Raw genomic sequence first — 17,124 nt, forward strand, 5'->3', positions numbered from 1 at the left:
GGACTTGCAGCTTGCAGCTCACAACTTGAAGCTGCCCGGAGGGCCTAATGAGCTATGTGATCGACCGACGCCTCAATGGCAAGAACAAGAGCACGGTTAACCGTCAGCGTTTTCTGCGTCGCTACCGTGACCACATTAAAAAGGCCGTAGAAGAGGCCGTGGGCCGCCGCTCCATTACGGATATGGAACATGGCGAGCAAATCAGCATCCCTGGCCGCGATATCGATGAACCGGTGATGCATCACGGGCGTGGTGGCAAGCAAACCGTGGTTCACCCCGGCAACAAGGAGTTTACCAGCGGCGAACATATCCCCCGGCCCCAAGGTGGATCGGGAGGTGGCGGCGGCCCTGGCAAAGCGGGGAACTCCGGCGAAGGCATGGACGAATTCGTGTTCCAGATCACTCAGGAAGAGTTCCTCGAATTCATGTTCGAAGACCTCGAACTGCCCAATCTGGTCAAACGCAACCTGACCGGCACCGACACGTTCAAAACCGTACGTGCCGGTATCAGCAACGAGGGCAACCCGTCTCGTATCAACATCATTCGTACCTTGCGCTCAGCTCACGCTCGACGCATCGCGCTGTCCGGCAGCAGCCGGGCGAAACTGCGGGAAGCCAAGGCCGAACTGGAGCGATTAAAACGCGAGGAGCCCGATAACTTCGGCGATATCAAGACCATCGAGGCCGAAATCGAGAAACTCAGCGCCCGCATTCATCGCGTGCCATTTCTCGACACCTTTGACCTCAAGTACAACCTGTTGATCAAACAGCCCAACCCCAGCTCCAAAGCCGTCATGTTCTGCCTCATGGACGTTTCAGGCTCCATGACCCAAGCCACCAAAGACATTGCCAAACGCTTTTTCATCCTTCTGTACCTGTTCCTGAAGCGTAACTACGACAAGATTGACGTAGTGTTTATTCGCCATCACACCAGCGCACGAGAGGTGGACGAAGAGGAGTTTTTCTATTCCCGGGAAACCGGCGGCACTATCGTCTCCAGCGCACTCAAACTGATGCAGGAGATCATGGCCGAACGCTACCCCACCAACGAATGGAACATCTACGCAGCCCAAGCCTCTGACGGAGACAACTGGAACGACGACTCACCCATCTGCCGCGATATTCTGATCAACCAGATCATGCCATTTGTGCAGTACTACACTTATGTAGAGATCACCCCGCGCGAACACCAGGCGCTCTGGTATGAGTACGAACGCATCAGCGAGGCGTTTTCCGACACCTTCGCTCAACAGCAACTGGTCTCGGCCGGCGATATTTATCCGGTCTTCCGTGAACTCTTCCAGCGCAGGTTAGTGACATGACCGCCAAAGAGAATAAGCGCCAACCCATCTCCACCGGCTCAGAGTGGACCTTTGACCTGATCCAGGCGTATGACCGCGAAATCGGCCGCCTGGCTGGCCGCTATGCGCTGGACACTTACCCCAACCAGATTGAAGTCATCACCGCCGAACAAATGATGGATGCCTACGCATCAGTGGGCATGCCGCTGGGTTATCACCACTGGTCCTACGGCAAACACTTCCTTAGTACTGAAAAATCCTACACTCGGGGTCAGATGGGTCTGGCCTACGAAATCGTTATCAACTCAGACCCCTGCATTGCCTATCTGATGGAAGAAAACACCATCTGCATGCAGGCATTGGTGGTGGCCCACGCCTGCTATGGCCACAACAGCTTCTTCAAGGGCAACTACCTGTTCCGCACCTGGACTGACGCCAGTTCGATCATCGATTACCTGGTATTCGCCAAGCAATACATCATGCAATGTGAGGAACGCCACGGCATCGATGCGGTGGAAGACCTGCTCGATTCCTGCCATGCCTTGATGAACTACGGTGTGGACCGCTACAAAAGGCCTGACCCGATCTCTGCCGAGGAGGAGCGCCGTCGACAAAAGGAACGCGAAGAGCACCTGCAAAAACAGATCAACGACCTGTGGCGCACCATCCCCAAAAGCGCAGACAAGCTCAGCGAGAAGGACAACGCCCGTTTCCCCGAAGAGCCTCAGGAAAACATCCTCTACTTCCTGGAAAAACACGCCCCGCTGCTGGAACCCTGGCAGCGCGAAGTTGTACGTATCGTGCGCAAAATAGCCCAGTACTTTTATCCGCAGCGGCAAACACAAGTGATGAACGAGGGGTGGGCGACTTTCTGGCATTACACCTTGATGAACGACCTGTACGACGAAGGCCTGGTGACCGAGGGCTTTATGATGGAGTTCCTCATTTCCCACACCAGCGTGGTGTTCCAGCCCGGCTTTGACAGCCCTTACTACAGCGGTATCAACCCCTACGCGCTTGGGTTTGCGATGTATTGCGATATCCGGCGCATATGCGAACACCCGACCGAGGAGGATCGTTACTGGTTCCCGGACCTTGCGGGCAGCGACTGGCTGTCGAGCATCAAATTCGCCATGAGCAGCTTCAAGGACGAGAGTTTTATCCTGCAATACCTCTCACCCAAAGTGATCCGCGACCTGAAGCTGTTCAGCATCATGGACGACGATCAAAAAGACGACCTGCTGGTGCCAGCCATCCACGACGAAAATGGCTACCGCATCATTCGCGAAACCCTGGCCGCGCAATACAACCTGGGCAATCGCGAACCCAATATCCAGATCTGGAGCATCGACCGCCGGGGCGACCGTTCACTGACCCTGCGTCACCAGCAACATGACCGCAAACCCCTGGGCGACTCCACCGAAGAAGTTCTCAAGCACTTGCACCGCTTGTGGGGCTTCGACATCCACCTGGAAACACTGCAAGGCGACCAGGTCATGAAGGTCCACCATGTCCCGCCAAAAGGCGACCACGGTGAGATTGACCGCGGTCGCCTGGATATGGGAGCCATTCACCTGTAAAGCAGGCCTCCGTTAGCACGGCACACGCGCTATCCTGTCGCGCTAACGGAGGTTTTTTATGAAGATCTATAAAGTTGGCGGCGCAGTGCGCGATCGCCTGCTGGGCAAGCCTGTCACCGATATTGACTGGGTGGTGGTGGGCGCAACGGCCGAACAAATGCAGGCCTTGGGCTATCGCCCTGTTGGTTCTGACTTCCCGGTATTTCTTCACCCCAAGACGGGTGAAGAATATGCACTGGCCCGCACCGAACGCAAAAGCGGGCATGGTTATGGGGGCTTTGTTTTTCACGCCAGCCCCGACGTCACCCTCGAAGAAGACCTGATCCGTCGCGACCTGACCATCAATGCGATGGCAGAGGACGAGGCTGGCAACGTAACCGACCCTTACCATGGCCAGCGCGACCTTGAAGCCCGCATTTTGCGCCACGTTTCCCCCGCATTCGCCGAAGATCCCCTAAGAGTACTGCGCGTAGCCCGATTCGCTGCGCGCTACGCCAGCCTGGGCTTCAGCATCGCTCCCGAGACTCTGGAGCTGATGCGCCAACTGTCCCGGTCCGGCGAACTGCAAGCCTTGACCCCGGAACGCTGCTGGAAGGAAATTTCCCGCGCCCTGATGGAAGATCAGCCTCAGGTTTTTATCGAAGTGCTGCGCAGCTGCGACGCTCTTGAAGTACTGCTACCCGAAGTGAACGCCCTGTTCGGCGTCCCTCAGCCCCCCGCCCATCACCCGGAAATCGACAGTGGTGTACATACCCTCAGCGTGCTGGAGCAATCGGCGCTGCACAAGCAACCGCTGACGGTTCGCTGGGCTTGTTTACTGCACGACCTGGGCAAGGGGCTTACGCCAGAGAAAGACTGGCCAAGGCATATTGCCCACGAACACAAGGGACTGCGCCTGATCAAGGCGGTCAATGAACGCTATAAGGTGCCGAGAGACTGTCAGGAGCTGGCGTTGCTGGTAGGCGAATACCACACCCACGGCCATCGCGCCCTTGAGCTCAAGGCTTCGACGCTACTGGAATTGCTGCAGCGCTTCGACGTATACCGTCGGCCACAGCGGTTCGAGGAGTTTATCGTAGCGTGCGAGATGGACGCCAAAGGCCGCCTGGGCCTGGAAGACCGGCCCTACCCGCAGGCCGACTACCTGCGCGGCGCGGCGCGGGCCGCCCTTTCGGTAGCGGTGCAGCCGTTACTGGAGCAGGGTTACAAGGGCCCCGAACTGGGCGAAGCACTCAAGCGCGAACGGCTCAAGGCACTACAAGCTTACAAGGATGCGGCGTAGTGCAAACCTTGTGGGAGCGGGCTTGCTCGTGATTAGGGCACCACGGTCTTTCACTCAGACCGCATCGACGCCATCGCGAGCAAGCCCGCTCCCACAAAAAAGCAGCAACCTGCAGCCCATTCAATCGACTCTCAGCCCGCCAGCATCTCCAGCGGCGTCAAGGACTCCCCCCGCCACTCGAAGGCTGCAGGCGCAAGCACCTGCTCGATCTGCGCCTCGGCCCAAATCTGCGCAAGCGTCTTGCCCACACCGGGATGAACTTTGTCTGGGGCAATCAAAGACAGCGGCCACAACACAAAAGCGTTCTTGAGGATTTCGGCACGGGGCAAGGTCAAACCGTCAAAGTTGCCCACCAGATCGCCAAAGAACAACACGTCGATATCCAGCGGCAAACCTTTGCGATCTTGAGCGTAACGCCCGTTATCAGCTTCGATCAGCTTCAAACGACGACTTAACTCAACCAGTGGCAAATCGGTTTTTGCCGACACCACGAGGTTGAAAAACGGCCCGCTCTTGATACCCACCGGCTGGCTTTCAAACACCGCCGAACAGCGCATCTCCTGCAAGAATCCGCTCAGCGCTTCCAGCCCTGCCAGCAAGTGCTTTTCACGCTCGACATTACTGCCCAGCCCGAGATAAACCTGAGTTAGCGACATCCGCGCTCAATCTCCACGCCCACCCCAGTGGCCGCCGCAACTGCGCCGGGCTTGGTCAGCTTGAGGTGCAGCCAGGGGATAGTGAACTCACTCATCAACACTTCGGCCAGTCGCTCTGCAAAGGTCTCCACCAGCTGGAATTGAGCCTGCTCGGCGAACGCCTGAATTCGCGACGAAACGCTCGCATAATCCAGCGCCAACGTCAGATCATCGCCAGCCGCAGCTGGACGGTTATCCCACGCAAAACTCAGATCAAGGCGCAGACACTGACGGATGCCACGTTCCCAGTCATAAGCACCGATTACGGTGTCAACTTCCAGGCCTTCGATAAACACTCTGTCCAAGCACTCTTCTCCGCAGCACGACAAGGGCGCAAAGCGCCGTTAGAATCAGGGCGTCCTCGCCCGGAATAGTTAGCATGTTTTGGTTACTGGCGATCCTCGCCTACCTGCTCGGCTCTCTGTCCTTTGCCATTTTGCTCAGCCGCCTGACGGGAACCCCCGACCCGCGAATGAGTGGCTCCGGCAATGCCGGCGCAACCAACATGTTGCGTCTGGCCGGCAAAAAACTTGCCGTCCTGACCTTGCTCGGCGACCTGTGCAAGGGGCTTTTGCCCGTCCTGCTGGCCAACCAACTGGATCTCTCGCTCCAGGACCAGGCCTGGATCGGCGGCTGCGCCGTTGTAGGTCACATGTACCCTGCCTACTTCCGCTTTCGCGGCGGCAAGGGTGTCGCCACGGCGGCCGGCATGCTGCTGGGACTGTATCCCCCTGCTGCACTGTTGGCAGTCGCCGCATGGCTGCTGACCTTCCAGCTGACCCGTACCAGCTCACTGGCGGCGTTGATCGCCACTCCCCTGACCCTGCCATTGCTGGCCTGGCAAGAGCCTGCCGCGCTACTGCCAATGAGCGCCTTGACGGCGCTGATTGTATGGCGCCATCGCGGCAATTTACGCGACCTGATGGCCGGGCGCGAACGGCATTTCTGAATCTTGCTCGTGAAAAATCTTCACGCCGGCTCCAGCCCCCACTCTCACAGGGGCTGCAATTGCTCCATCGGCCAGCGGGCCTGCACGCTGATCGCCAATGATTCGTGCTGACCGGCCTGCAAGCGCTGACAACCCGCAAACGCAATCATCGCGCCATTATCCGTACAAAATTCCGGACGGGCGTAATACACATTGCCCTTCATCTCACCGAGCATTTTCTCAAGGGAAACGCGCAGCGCCTTGTTGGCACTCACCCCGCCTGCAATCACCAGGCGCTTCATGCCTGCATGCTTCAAGGCACGCTTGCACTTGATGGTCAGCGTTTCAACCACGGCCTGCTGGAACGCCAGGGAGATATCGCAACGGGTCTGCTCAGTGTCGTCGCCCTCTGCCACACAACGCTGCCAGGTGTTCAGGGCAAACGTCTTGAGGCCGCTGAAGCTGAATTGCAGCCCCGGACGGTCTGTCATGGGCCTGGGGAAGACAAAGCGTCCTGCAACGCCCTGGGCGGCCAACCGCGCGATCTCAGGGCCGCCCGGGTAGTTAAGCCCCATCATCTTCGCGGTCTTGTCGAACGCTTCACCCGCGGCGTCATCCAGCGTCTCGCCCAGCAACTCGTATTGGCCGATGCCATCAACGCGAACCAGCTGCGTATGACCGCCCGAGACCAACAAAGCGACGAACGGAAATTCCGGAGGTTGCTCTTCCAGCATAGGGGCCAGTAAATGGCCTTCCATATGATGCACGCCAAGGGCCGGAATGCCCCAGGCAAACGCCAGCGCCTGGGCGCAAGAAGCCCCAACCAGCAGGGCTCCAACCAATCCCGGGCCCGCCGTATAGGCAATTGCGTCGATCTCGGTAGGCACACAGTCGGCCTCGGCCAGCACCTGACGAATCAACGGCAGCATTCGCTTGACGTGATCTCTGGAAGCCAGCTCCGGTACCACACCGCCATAGGCGCGGTGAAGGTCGATCTGACTGAACAGTGCATCGGCCAAAAGCCCGCGTTCACTGTCGTAAAGCGCGACGCCGGTTTCGTCGCAGGAGGTTTCTAATCCCAGTACTAGCATGGGTTTACGCCTTGTAGAGGCTAAATTCGAAGGCGCGCATAATAGTCGCCACTCCCGCCCCCGGCCAGCGGTTTTCGATCAGAGGCTTTGCATTCCGGGCGATGAGGGGTTAACATCCGCAACCCTTAAAAACCGACGTCTTCCAACGCGATTTTGCCTTGAGACGTTGACCCCGGTAATGAATGAAGGTAGCTCTGGATGCCAGCCGTCAAAGTAAAAGAGAACGAACCCTTCGACGTAGCTCTGCGTCGTTTCAAGCGCTCCTGCGAAAAAGCCGGTGTTCTGGCTGAAGTTCGCAGCCGCGAATTTTACGAGAAGCCGACTTCTGAGCGTAAGCGTAAAGCAGCAGCTGCTGTTAAGCGTCACGCGAAGAAAGTTCAGCGCGAGCAGCGCCGCGCCGTTCGTCTGTACTAATACACAGACGTTCGTTGCACGCTTCTGCCAAGCCCGGCCTAAAGCCGGGCCGTAGGCAGTTGTTGCAAGTTACATGCTTTATCGTCAAGGCCGCAGATGCGACCGCGACAAGCGTTACAACACGTCAGACCTGGCCTAATAGCCAGCGGTGCACGTCTTTACTGACGAGCCTTCCAAGGCTACCGACGAGCACACCTCTCTGATTATCCTTAAAGACGATCAGCCCAAGGCACCTCTCCAGTGCCTGCTTATGAGCTATCCGAGACCAGCCATTGGTCAGTGCCGGACTCAGAGCGTGACATTTATCGATCCCGTCGACTCTGATTAATATGAGTAGAGCGGATTTCGACAGATACACTTCCCCGAGATAATTGAGCAGACGCCCCACGATCGAGCAGAGCTTTTGCCTGCACGCACGATGACCAAGCTCTTTATTCGGACCCAATTCTGCGCAGTGATGACGAGAACGCCATGGCCGGGTTAATCCCCCAGAGCTTTATTGACGACCTTCTGAACCGTACCGATATCGTCGATGTCGTCAGCTCGCGCGTGCAAATGAAGAAAGCTGGCAAGAACTACACCGCCTGCTGTCCCTTCCACAAAGAAAAAACCCCGTCGTTCAGCGTCAGCCCGGACAAGCAGTTCTATTACTGCTTTGGCTGCGGCGCTGGCGGTAACGCCCTCGGCTTCATCATGGACCATGACAACCTGGACTTCCCCCAGGCTGTCGAAGAACTGGCCAAAGCTGCCGGGATGGAAATCCCACGGGAAGAAAGCGGCCGGGCGCACAAACCTCGGCAACCGACTGACTCCCCGCTGTACCCGCTTCTTACTGCAGCTGCTGACTTTTATCGCCAGGCCTTGAAAAGCCATCCGGCACGAAAAGCAGCGGTGGACTACCTGAAAGGCCGAGGCCTGACCGGCGAAATCGCTCGCGACTTCGGCTTGGGCTTTGCGCCACCAGGCTGGGACAACCTCTACAAACACCTGAGCAGTGACACGCTGCAACAAAAAGCCATGATCGACGCTGGCCTGCTGGTCGAGAACGCCGAGACCGGCAAGCGTTACGACCGCTTTCGCGACCGGGTAATGTTTCCGATCCGCGACAGCCGTGGCCGCATCATCGCTTTTGGTGGCCGGGTGCTCGGCGACGACAAGCCCAAATACCTGAACTCCCCGGAAACCCCGGTCTTTCACAAAGGCCAGGAACTGTACGGGCTGTTCGAAGCACGCAAGTTCAATCGCAGCCTCGACGAAATCATCGTGGTTGAAGGCTATATGGACGTCATTGCCCTGGCCCAGCAAGGCCTGCGCAATGCTGTCGCGACACTGGGCACCGCTACCAGCGAAGAGCACATGAAGCGCCTGTTTCGCGTGGTACCCAGCGTATTGTTCTGTTTTGACGGCGACCAGGCCGGCCGCAATGCGGCATGGCGCGCACTTGAAGCCACGCTGCCCTGCCTGCAGGACGGGCGCCGCGCACGCTTCCTGTTTTTGCCCGAGGGTGAAGACCCGGACACCCTGGTGCGCTCTGAAGGCACCGATGCTTTCAAGGCCCGTATCAACCAGCATGCCCAGCCACTGGCAGACTACTTCTTCCAGCAATTGACCGAAGAAGCCGACCCTCGCTCGCTCGAAGGCAAGGCCCATATGGCCACGCTGGCAGCACCGCTGATCGACAAAGTCCCGGGCGCCAACCTGCGGACCCTGATGCGTCAGCGCCTGAGCGAAATAACCGGCCTTACCAGCGAAACCGTCAGCCAGCTGGCACAAAATACGCCCGCAAAAATCCAGGCACAGCCAACCTATGACCCGGGCATTGATTACGATGCAATGCCCGACTACAGCGACTTCCAGCAACCGGACATGTACATTCCCCAACAGGAATGGACCCCGAAAAAGACCGGCGCTGGCGGCAAAAAGTGGGAAAACAAACCCTGGGACAAAAAAGGCAAGCGCGGCGGCGAACGCGAGCAGGCCTGGATCCCGGTAGGTGTTGAACCCCCGACCCTGACAGCCCTGCGCACCCTGCTGCATCACCCGCAACTGGCCAAAAAAGTTGAGGACGCCGGGCACTTTGCTGCAGAAGACCAGACTAATAATCAACTACTGATTGCTCTGGTCGAGGCTGTACAGAAAAATCCTAAGCTAAGCTCTATTCAGCTACTGTCCCGCTGGCACGGCACTGAACAGGGCCGTTTGCTGCAAAGACTGCTGGAAAAGGAATGGCTAATTGATGCCGATAACCTTGAACAACAGTTTTTCGACACCATAACTAGCCTGTCAGCTCGCCAACGCGAGCGAAATCTAGAGCAACTTCTTCGAAAAGCACGTCAAGGCGAGCTAAGTAGCGAGGAAAAAAATCAGTTACGCGACCTTTTAAGTCGCAATAATCCTGCATCAAACCCGACCTCAACTGGCGCGTGAGGTCATAGCTAAGGTATAATCCTCGGCTTGTTTTTTGCCCGCCAAGACCTTCAGTGGATAGGGTGTTATGTCCGGAAAAGCGCAACAGCAGTCTCGTATCAAAGAGTTGATCACCCTCGGCCGTGAGCAGAAGTATCTGACTTACGCAGAGGTCAACGACCACCTGCCCGAAGATATTTCAGATCCGGAGCAAGTGGAAGACATCATCCGCATGATTAATGACATGGGGATCCCCGTACACGAGAGTGCTCCGGATGCGGACGCCCTTATGTTGGCCGATGCCGACACCGACGAAGCAGCAGCTGAAGAAGCGGCTGCAGCGTTGGCGGCAGTAGAGACCGACATTGGTCGTACTACCGACCCTGTGCGCATGTATATGCGTGAAATGGGCACGGTAGAACTGCTGACACGTGAAGGCGAAATCGAAATCGCCAAGCGTATCGAAGAAGGCATCCGTGAAGTGATGGGCGCAATCGCGCACTTCCCTGGCACGGTTGACCATATTCTCTCCGAGTACACTCGCGTCACCACCGAAGGTGGCCGCCTGTCCGACGTCCTGAGCGGTTATATCGACCCGGACGACGGTATTGCGCCGCCCGCAGCCGAAGTACCTCCTCCTGTCGACACCAAGGTGAAAGCCGAAGGTGATGACGAAGAGGACGACAAGGAAGATTCCGGCGAAGACGAGGAAGAGGTCGAAAGCGGCCCTGATCCGATCATCGCGGCCCAGCGCTTTGGCGCTGTTTCCGATCAGATGGAAATCGCTCGCAAGGCCCTGAAAAAGCACGGTCGCGGCAGCAAGCAGGCAATTGCCGAGCTGGTTGCACTGGCTGAGCTGTTCATGCCGATCAAACTGGTTCCGAAGCAATTCGAAGGCCTGGTTGAGCGTGTTCGCAGCGCCCTGGAGCGTCTGCGTGCACAAGAGCGCGCAATCATGCAGCTGTGTGTACGTGATGCACGCATGCCGCGCACCGATTTCCTGCGCCTGTTCCCGGGCAACGAAGTCGACGAAAGCTGGAGCGATGCGCTGGCCAAAGGCAAAAGCAAATATGCTGAAGCCATTGGTCGCCTGCAACCGGACATCATCCGTTGCCAGCAAAAGCTCTCTGCTCTGGAAGCAGAAACCGGCTTGAAGATTGCCGAGATCAAGGACATCAACCGTCGCATGTCGATCGGCGAGGCCAAGGCCCGCCGCGCGAAGAAAGAAATGGTTGAAGCCAACTTGCGTCTGGTGATCTCCATCGCCAAGAAGTACACCAACCGTGGCCTGCAGTTCCTCGATCTGATCCAGGAAGGCAACATCGGCTTGATGAAAGCGGTAGACAAGTTTGAATACCGCCGCGGCTACAAATTCTCGACTTATGCCACCTGGTGGATCCGTCAGGCGATCACTCGCTCGATCGCCGACCAGGCCCGCACCATCCGTATTCCGGTGCACATGATCGAGACGATCAACAAGCTCAACCGTATTTCCCGTCAGATGTTGCAGGAAATGGGCCGTGAACCGACCCCGGAAGAGCTGGGCGAACGCATGGAAATGCCTGAGGATAAAATCCGCAAGGTATTGAAGATCGCTAAAGAGCCGATCTCCATGGAAACCCCGATCGGTGATGACGAAGACTCCCATCTGGGTGACTTCATCGAAGACTCGACCATGCAGTCGCCAATCGATGTTGCTACCGTTGAGAGCCTTAAAGAAGCGACACGCGACGTACTCGGCGGCCTCACAGCCCGTGAAGCCAAGGTACTGCGCATGCGTTTCGGTATCGACATGAATACCGACCACACCCTTGAGGAGGTTGGTAAACAGTTCGACGTTACCCGTGAGCGGATTCGTCAGATCGAAGCCAAGGCGCTGCGCAAGCTGCGCCACCCGACGAGAAGCGAGCATTTGCGCTCCTTCCTCGACGAGTGACAACAAAACCCCCGGCCCTGCCGGGGGTTTTGCTTTACAGCTAAAAACCTCCTGCTCCCTCCCCTCTGCCACAGCCCGACTACACTGGATGCATCCAGGTGTATTGAAGGGATGCGTATGTCACGCTTGCTGGCTACCCTGCTTCTGTCACTTCTCGTTTGGACCTCTGGCGCCCAAGCCCTGACGTTCACCGATGAAGAACAGCAATGGCTCAAGGAGCACCCCGAACTGCTCCTCGGCATCGATACCACATGGCCGCCTTTTGAGTTCCTCAACGCACAGGGCACCTATACAGGCCTCGCTGCCGACTATGTAAACCTGATCACCAACCAGTTGGGCGTAAGCGTCAAGCAAGTCGCTGCGTCAAGCTGGAGCGAAGTCCTGGAGCAAACCAAGGAAGGCAAACTCGACTGGCTACCCGGCGTCATGTCGACCCCCGAGCGGCAAAAACGCCTGGCATTTACCCGGCCCTATCTGGACTTCCCCATTGTCATCCTCGCCCACAAGGGCGGCGCGGCACCTAAAAATATCCAGGAACTCTACGGCCTCAGAGTGGGTGTAATTGAAAACTACGCCCCCCACGAATTGCTGCGCGCTCAACACCCTGACCTCAACATCGTCGCCCTGCCTAACGTCAGCTCGGCGTTGCAGGCTCTGGCCACGGACCAGGTAGATGCCATGGTGGGTGATCTGGCTTCCAGCGTATGGAGCTTGCGCCAGCTCAAGCTCGATGGCCTGTACGTCAGCGGGGAAACCCCGTATCGCTTTCAACTGGCCATGGCCGTTCCTAAAAACCAGACCGTCCTGCTAGGACTGCTGGACAAGGTGCTGGCCAATATAAGCCCGAGTGAAACCCAGCGCATTCAGCAGCACTGGGTAGGCGATATCAACGATTACCGCCCCCTGTGGCGCACCCTGCTGCTCTATGTCCTGCCTGGCATACTGCTCCTGATCATCATTTTGTTCGTAGTCATCCGCATCAACCGACGCCTGAGCTCCGAGATTTCCCGGCGAACCACCCTCGAACAGGAACTGCGCAGCAGCGAGGACCACTACAAGGGGTTGATTGAAAGCCTTTCGGCTATTGCCTGGGAAGCACAGCTGGACAACGACACCTATACCTATACCTATGTCTCCCCCCAGGCCGAAGCCTTGCTCGGCTATCCAGTCTCTGACTGGCTAAGCCCGGGGTTCTGGAAACGGGTCGTTCACCCCGATGACCTGCCCAGAATCCAGGCCTGGCGTAAAAAAGAGATCAGCGCAGGCCACGATCACAGTTTGGACTATCGGGTGATCACCGCAGAGGGCAACATCCTCTGGCTACGGGACATTGCCAGTATCACGACCCACAATCAGCAAGCCGTGGTTCGCGGCTTGCTGATCAATATCAGCGAAACCAAGCAGACTGAAGAAGCCTTGCTTCTTTCCGAAGAAAAGTTTGCCAAAGCATTTCATGCATCGCTGGACGGCCTTTTACTGAGCCGTCAAAGCGATGGCCTGATACTCGAGATCAACGAAGGTTTCAGCCGGGTCATCGGCTATGACAGTGCCAGTGCCTTGTACCACTCAACCCTGGAACTGCAATTGTGGGTCGACCCCCATGAGCGCCGTGAATTGCTTGCGGTCCTGGAAAAAAACGGCTTTGTGCGCGACTTCACCTGCCATATACGACACAAGGACGGGCAAGTTCGCCTCTGTGAAATCTCCAGCTACCCGTTGCTGATCGGCGCCGACGACTGCATTTTGACCATCGTCCACGACATTACCGAACGGCATCAGATGCAGGAAAAACTTCTGCAAACAGCCACCGTGTTCGAGAGCACGGCCGAAGGCATCATCTTTACCGATCCCGAGCAAAAAATTACCGCGGTCAACCGGGCCTTCGGCGAAATCACCGGTTACTCCGAAAGTGAAGTCCTGGGCCAGACGCCGCGCATGTTGGGGTCTGGCCGACACGACAAACTGTTCTTTGCAACCATGTGGTACCAGCTATCGACCGCTGACAACTGGCAGGGCGAAATCTTCAACAGACGCAAAAACGGTGAAATCTACCCCAGCTGGATGACCATCAGCGCCGTGCGCAACAACAATGATGTGGTGACACATTTCGTCGCCGTATTTTCTGATATTTCCACCCTCAAACTGGCCCAGGAACGCCTTGATCACCAGGCCCACCACGACCCGCTGACCAACCTTCCCAACCGTTTGCTGTTTGAAAGCCGGGTGCGCCAGGTACTCTCCGATCAGCGGCGCAATGATCAACATAGCGCGGTGCTGTTTCTGGACCTTGATCGCTTCAAGAACATCAATGACAGCCTCGGGCACCCTGTGGGCGATCAGTTGCTGAGGGGCATCGCAGTCCGCCTCACCGAACAATTGCGCGACATCGACACGGTCGCCCGTCTTGGCGGCGATGAATTTATCGTCCTGCTGCCTGGGCTCAAACACCCGGAAGATGCACAGAAGATTGCCGAAAAGCTGCTGAACAGCTTCAACGAACCCTTTCTGACCGACGAAAGCGAACTGTTTATCAGCGCCAGCGTTGGTATCAGCATCTACCCGGATGATGGCGACGACGTGGCCACACTGATCAAAAATGCCGATATCGCGATGTACCACTCCAAACTCAAAGGGCGCAATCGCGTCGAACGTTACAGCCACGACCTTAACTCCCAGACCAGTGCCCGCATCCTTCTGGGCCAGGAACTGCGCCGCGCCCTGGAGCGAGGCCAGGTCTCACTGCTGTATCAGCCCAAAGTCCGTTTGCGCGACCATACGCTGGCTGGCGCCGAAGCACTGTTGCATTGGAACCACCCTCTACTCGGAGGAATCTCGCATGAGCGCTTGATTCATCTGGCAGAAGAAAACGGCATGATCATTCAAATTGGTGACTGGATGCTCGAGCGTGCGTGCCAGCAACTGTGCACATGGAATCAACTGTACAAGCCCTTTGGCCCCATCTCGGTCAACCTTGCCAGCGCCCAATTACACCAGCCGGGGCTGATGGCGCACATCCAGCAACTGCTCGAAACCTGCAAGCTCAAACCCGAGAGCCTGAAACTGAAAATCACCGAAACTTTTCTCACCGGCCAGACCGAAGCGGCATTTGATGCCCTGCATCGGCTCAAACAACTGGGAGTAAAACTGTCCATCGACAATTTTGGTACTGGCAACTCGTCCCTCAGTTACCTGAAGCGCTTGCCGTTGGACACGTTGAAAATCGACCCGTCATTTGTACATGGCTTACCCGACGATCCCCATGATGCTGCCATCGTGCATGCCATCATCGCGCTGGGGCACAGCATGCACTTCACCATCATTGCCGACGGTGTTCAAAACCGGGAACAACAGATTTTCCTGGCGCAGGCAGGTTGCGAACTGATCCAGGGCGAGATCGTCAGCCCGCCGTTACTTCCCGAAAAATTTGCAGCAACTTTCCTTCACCTGGCAATTTCAGATCTTTCGGATAGCACTACTTAGAAACCATCGTTATAATCCGCGACCTACTGAGGGCCTATAGCTCAGTTGGTTAGAGCAGGGGACTCATAATCCCTTGGTCGTAGGTTCGAGTCCTACTGGGCCCACCAAACTCAAAGCCGCGCACTGCGCGGCTTTTGTGTTTCCGGGGTTTGGGATTTTGCTTTTCAAAACGCCCAGAAAACCGGTTTGCGTCCACAAAACGTCCACAGGCCAGCTCTATAGTCCTTTCGTCGGCTCACCCTGCATCCCAGGTTAGACAGTGAGCCGATTTGCCGGCATTATCGGCTCACTATATGAGCCGAATATATTCGTTAATCGGCTCATAGACGAGTAAAGCCCATGAACGATTCCCCCTGGATCTGGCAACAGCCCGGCTGGCCAAACTTTAGCTGGCAAGCTGAGATGCTTAACCCGCTATTGCGTGCCTGTACCCAGGCTCAGGGCCGTTTGCTGGGGATGATTGGCGCTGTCGGAAGTGATAATGAAGCGCTCAACAGCCTGGACACCATGCTGCAAAACATCGTTACCTCATCAGCCATTGAGGGCGAACAGCTGAATGCAGGCTCTGTACGTTCATCCCTGGCTCGCCGCATGGGGCTGACCGGAACAGGTCGCACAACTGCACGCTCCGAAGGCTTGGCACAATTGTTGTTCGATGCCACAAGTGCGAATCAACGCTTGCTGGATCTTGAACGCCTCTATAAGTGGCACTGCTGGCTGTTCCCCGGCGAGGACAAGCTGTTGGCCCGCCCACTGCACACTGGCACGCTGCGCGGCGAAGATCCCATGCAGGTAGTATCCGGGCCCCTCCACCACCCCACCGTGCATTTTGAAGCACCACCACGTGCCGGGCTGGAAGAGCAACTGGGCGACTTCCTCACTTGGTTCGAGAGCAGCAGAATCGATGTCAGCCTTGATCCTTTACTACGTGCTGGCATTGCCCACTTTTGGTTCGTTACCTTGCATCCGTTCGATGACGGCAACGGCCGCCTCACTCGCACGCTCACCGATTTGGCATTGGCCCAGAGTGAGCAGCAATCCATCCGCTTCTATGCCATGTCAGCCAGCATTCTTGATGACCGCACCGGTTATTACCGAATTCTGGAGTCCAGCCAGAAAGGCACACTGGATATCACTCCATGGTTGCAGTGGTTTCTAGCCACGCTGCTTAAAAGCCTGGAGCAGGCCCTTGCCCGGATTGAACGAGTATTGAGCAAGGCCCGTTTCTGGCAACTACACCGCAACCAGGCCCTGCTAGCCGAACAGCTCAAGGTGCTGAACCACCTGCTCGACGGTGGCGAACGCGGCTTCGAGAACGGTATAAACGCCGCTCAATACCAAGCCGTGACCAAAGTCTCCAAGGCTACCGCGACCCGCCACCTGGGTGACCTGCTTGCGAAAGGCTGCATCACTCGCCTGCCTGGCAGTGGGCGCAGCACACGCTACCAAATTCAGTACGGCGTCAGCCTCCAAGGTGACCAGACACTGAGTAGCAAACTCGACTAAGACCAACCATCACGCAGCCCCTGGAGCCACCCTTGCCTGACACCCGCCCCCCTGCACTGGATGAAATCGACCGTCAATTGATCGCGGCCTTGCAGCTCAATGCCCGGGAAAGCGTGGCAATGCTGGCACGCCAATTGGGGATTGCCCGCACCACCGTGACATCACGCCTGGCGCGGCTGGAGAAAACCGGGGTGATTACCGGCTACGGGGTTCGCTTGGGCCAGCGCCTGATTGATGGCGGCCTGCAGGCCTATGTCGGGATTACCGTGCAGCCACGCTCCGGCAAGGACGTGGTGCGACGCTTGAGTGCGATGGTCCAGGTGCAGCAACTGTGCGCAGTCAGTGGCGAATTCGATTACGTGGCTTGGCTGCGCAGCGATTCACCCGAGCAGCTGGACCAGTTGCTCGATCAGATCGGCAGTGTCGAAGGCGTCGAGAAAACCACCACCTCAATCATCCTCAGCAGCAAAGTTGATCGCGGATAAGTCATATCGACTAGCCGCTT

13 protein-coding genes and 1 tRNA gene are annotated in these 17,124 nt (G+C 57.1%); 11 read left to right on the plus strand and 3 right to left on the minus strand.

Going from position 1 to position 17,124, the window contains the following annotated elements:
• Positions 1–47: 47 nt before the first annotated feature.
• From ACP7BE_RS12985 to ACP7BE_RS12995, 3 genes are read left to right on the plus strand one after another with little or no spacing between them, the layout of a single operon-like run.
• The gene (locus tag ACP7BE_RS12985) at positions 48–1,322 is read left to right on the plus strand and encodes a YeaH/YhbH family protein (protein ID WP_094999932.1); all 1,275 of its coding nucleotides are present in this window, start codon (positions 48–50) and stop codon (positions 1,320–1,322) included.
• Positions 1,319–2,881: a SpoVR family protein gene (locus tag ACP7BE_RS12990; protein WP_094999931.1), complete on the plus strand. Its 1,563-nt coding sequence runs from the start codon at positions 1,319–1,321 to the stop codon at positions 2,879–2,881. The genes ACP7BE_RS12985 and ACP7BE_RS12990 overlap by 4 nt, the downstream gene beginning before the upstream one ends.
• Positions 2,882–2,939: 58 nt before the next feature.
• Positions 2,940–4,163 (plus strand): multifunctional CCA addition/repair protein, encoded by a 1,224-nt coding sequence (locus ACP7BE_RS12995; protein WP_426106113.1) that lies wholly within the window; start codon positions 2,940–2,942, stop codon positions 4,161–4,163.
• Positions 4,164–4,294: 131 nt separating this feature from the next.
• Here the strand turns inward: ACP7BE_RS12995 and folK are convergent, their stop codons facing one another.
• On the minus strand, positions 4,295–4,819 hold the full coding sequence (gene folK, locus ACP7BE_RS13000; protein WP_095020439.1) for a 2-amino-4-hydroxy-6-hydroxymethyldihydropteridine diphosphokinase: 525 nt from the start codon (positions 4,817–4,819) through the stop codon (positions 4,295–4,297).
• Positions 4,810–5,163 carry a dihydroneopterin aldolase gene (gene folB / locus ACP7BE_RS13005; RefSeq protein ID WP_094999928.1) on the minus strand — a complete coding sequence of 118 codons (354 nt, stop codon included), beginning with the start codon at positions 5,161–5,163 and terminating at the stop codon, positions 4,810–4,812. The genes folK and folB overlap by 10 nt, the downstream gene beginning before the upstream one ends.
• Before the next feature lie 74 nt (positions 5,164–5,237).
• Between folB and plsY the strand changes: the two genes are divergently transcribed.
• Positions 5,238–5,807, plus strand: a complete 570-nt coding sequence (gene plsY / locus ACP7BE_RS13010; RefSeq protein ID WP_094999927.1) for a glycerol-3-phosphate 1-O-acyltransferase PlsY — start codon at positions 5,238–5,240, stop codon at positions 5,805–5,807.
• 44 nt (positions 5,808–5,851) lie between these two features.
• Here plsY and tsaD read toward each other — a convergent pair whose 3' ends face one another.
• Positions 5,852–6,877, minus strand: a complete 1,026-nt coding sequence (gene tsaD, locus ACP7BE_RS13015) for a tRNA (adenosine(37)-N6)-threonylcarbamoyltransferase complex transferase subunit TsaD (RefSeq protein WP_094999926.1) — start codon at positions 6,875–6,877, stop codon at positions 5,852–5,854.
• Between the two features lie 198 nt (positions 6,878–7,075).
• Here tsaD and rpsU point away from each other — a divergent pair, with 198 nt between their 5' ends.
• From rpsU to ACP7BE_RS13050, 7 genes are all read left to right on the plus strand, one after another.
• Complete coding sequence (gene rpsU, locus ACP7BE_RS13020; RefSeq protein ID WP_002551877.1) at positions 7,076–7,291, plus strand: 30S ribosomal protein S21; 216 nt, start codon at positions 7,076–7,078, stop codon at positions 7,289–7,291.
• A gap of 471 nt (positions 7,292–7,762) precedes the next feature.
• Positions 7,763–9,718 carry a DNA primase gene (gene dnaG, locus ACP7BE_RS13025; protein ID WP_095019496.1) on the plus strand — a complete coding sequence of 652 codons (1,956 nt, stop codon included), beginning with the start codon at positions 7,763–7,765 and terminating at the stop codon, positions 9,716–9,718.
• Positions 9,719–9,785: 67 nt separating this feature from the next.
• Positions 9,786–11,633, plus strand: a complete 1,848-nt coding sequence (rpoD, locus tag ACP7BE_RS13030; protein WP_094999924.1) for an RNA polymerase sigma factor RpoD — start codon at positions 9,786–9,788, stop codon at positions 11,631–11,633.
• A gap of 117 nt (positions 11,634–11,750) precedes the next feature.
• Positions 11,751–15,113: a bifunctional diguanylate cyclase/phosphodiesterase gene (locus tag ACP7BE_RS13035; protein ID WP_426106430.1), complete on the plus strand. Its 3,363-nt coding sequence runs from the start codon at positions 11,751–11,753 to the stop codon at positions 15,111–15,113.
• A 30-nt stretch (positions 15,114–15,143) separates the two neighbouring features.
• Positions 15,144–15,220: transfer RNA gene (locus tag ACP7BE_RS13040), tRNA-Ile, on the plus strand.
• Between the two features lie 232 nt (positions 15,221–15,452).
• On the plus strand, positions 15,453–16,619 hold the full coding sequence (locus ACP7BE_RS13045) for a Fic family protein (RefSeq protein WP_426106117.1): 1,167 nt from the start codon (positions 15,453–15,455) through the stop codon (positions 16,617–16,619).
• A gap of 32 nt (positions 16,620–16,651) precedes the next feature.
• Entirely contained in the window at positions 16,652–17,104 is a 453-nt protein-coding gene (locus tag ACP7BE_RS13050; protein WP_095031829.1) for an Lrp/AsnC family transcriptional regulator, read from the plus strand.
• Positions 17,105–17,124: the final 20 nt, after the last annotated feature.

Origin of the sequence: Pseudomonas sp. TWR1-1-3 (assembly GCF_049896805.1) — a bacterium.
Classification (GTDB): domain Bacteria; phylum Pseudomonadota; class Gammaproteobacteria; order Pseudomonadales; family Pseudomonadaceae; genus Aquipseudomonas; species Aquipseudomonas bubulae.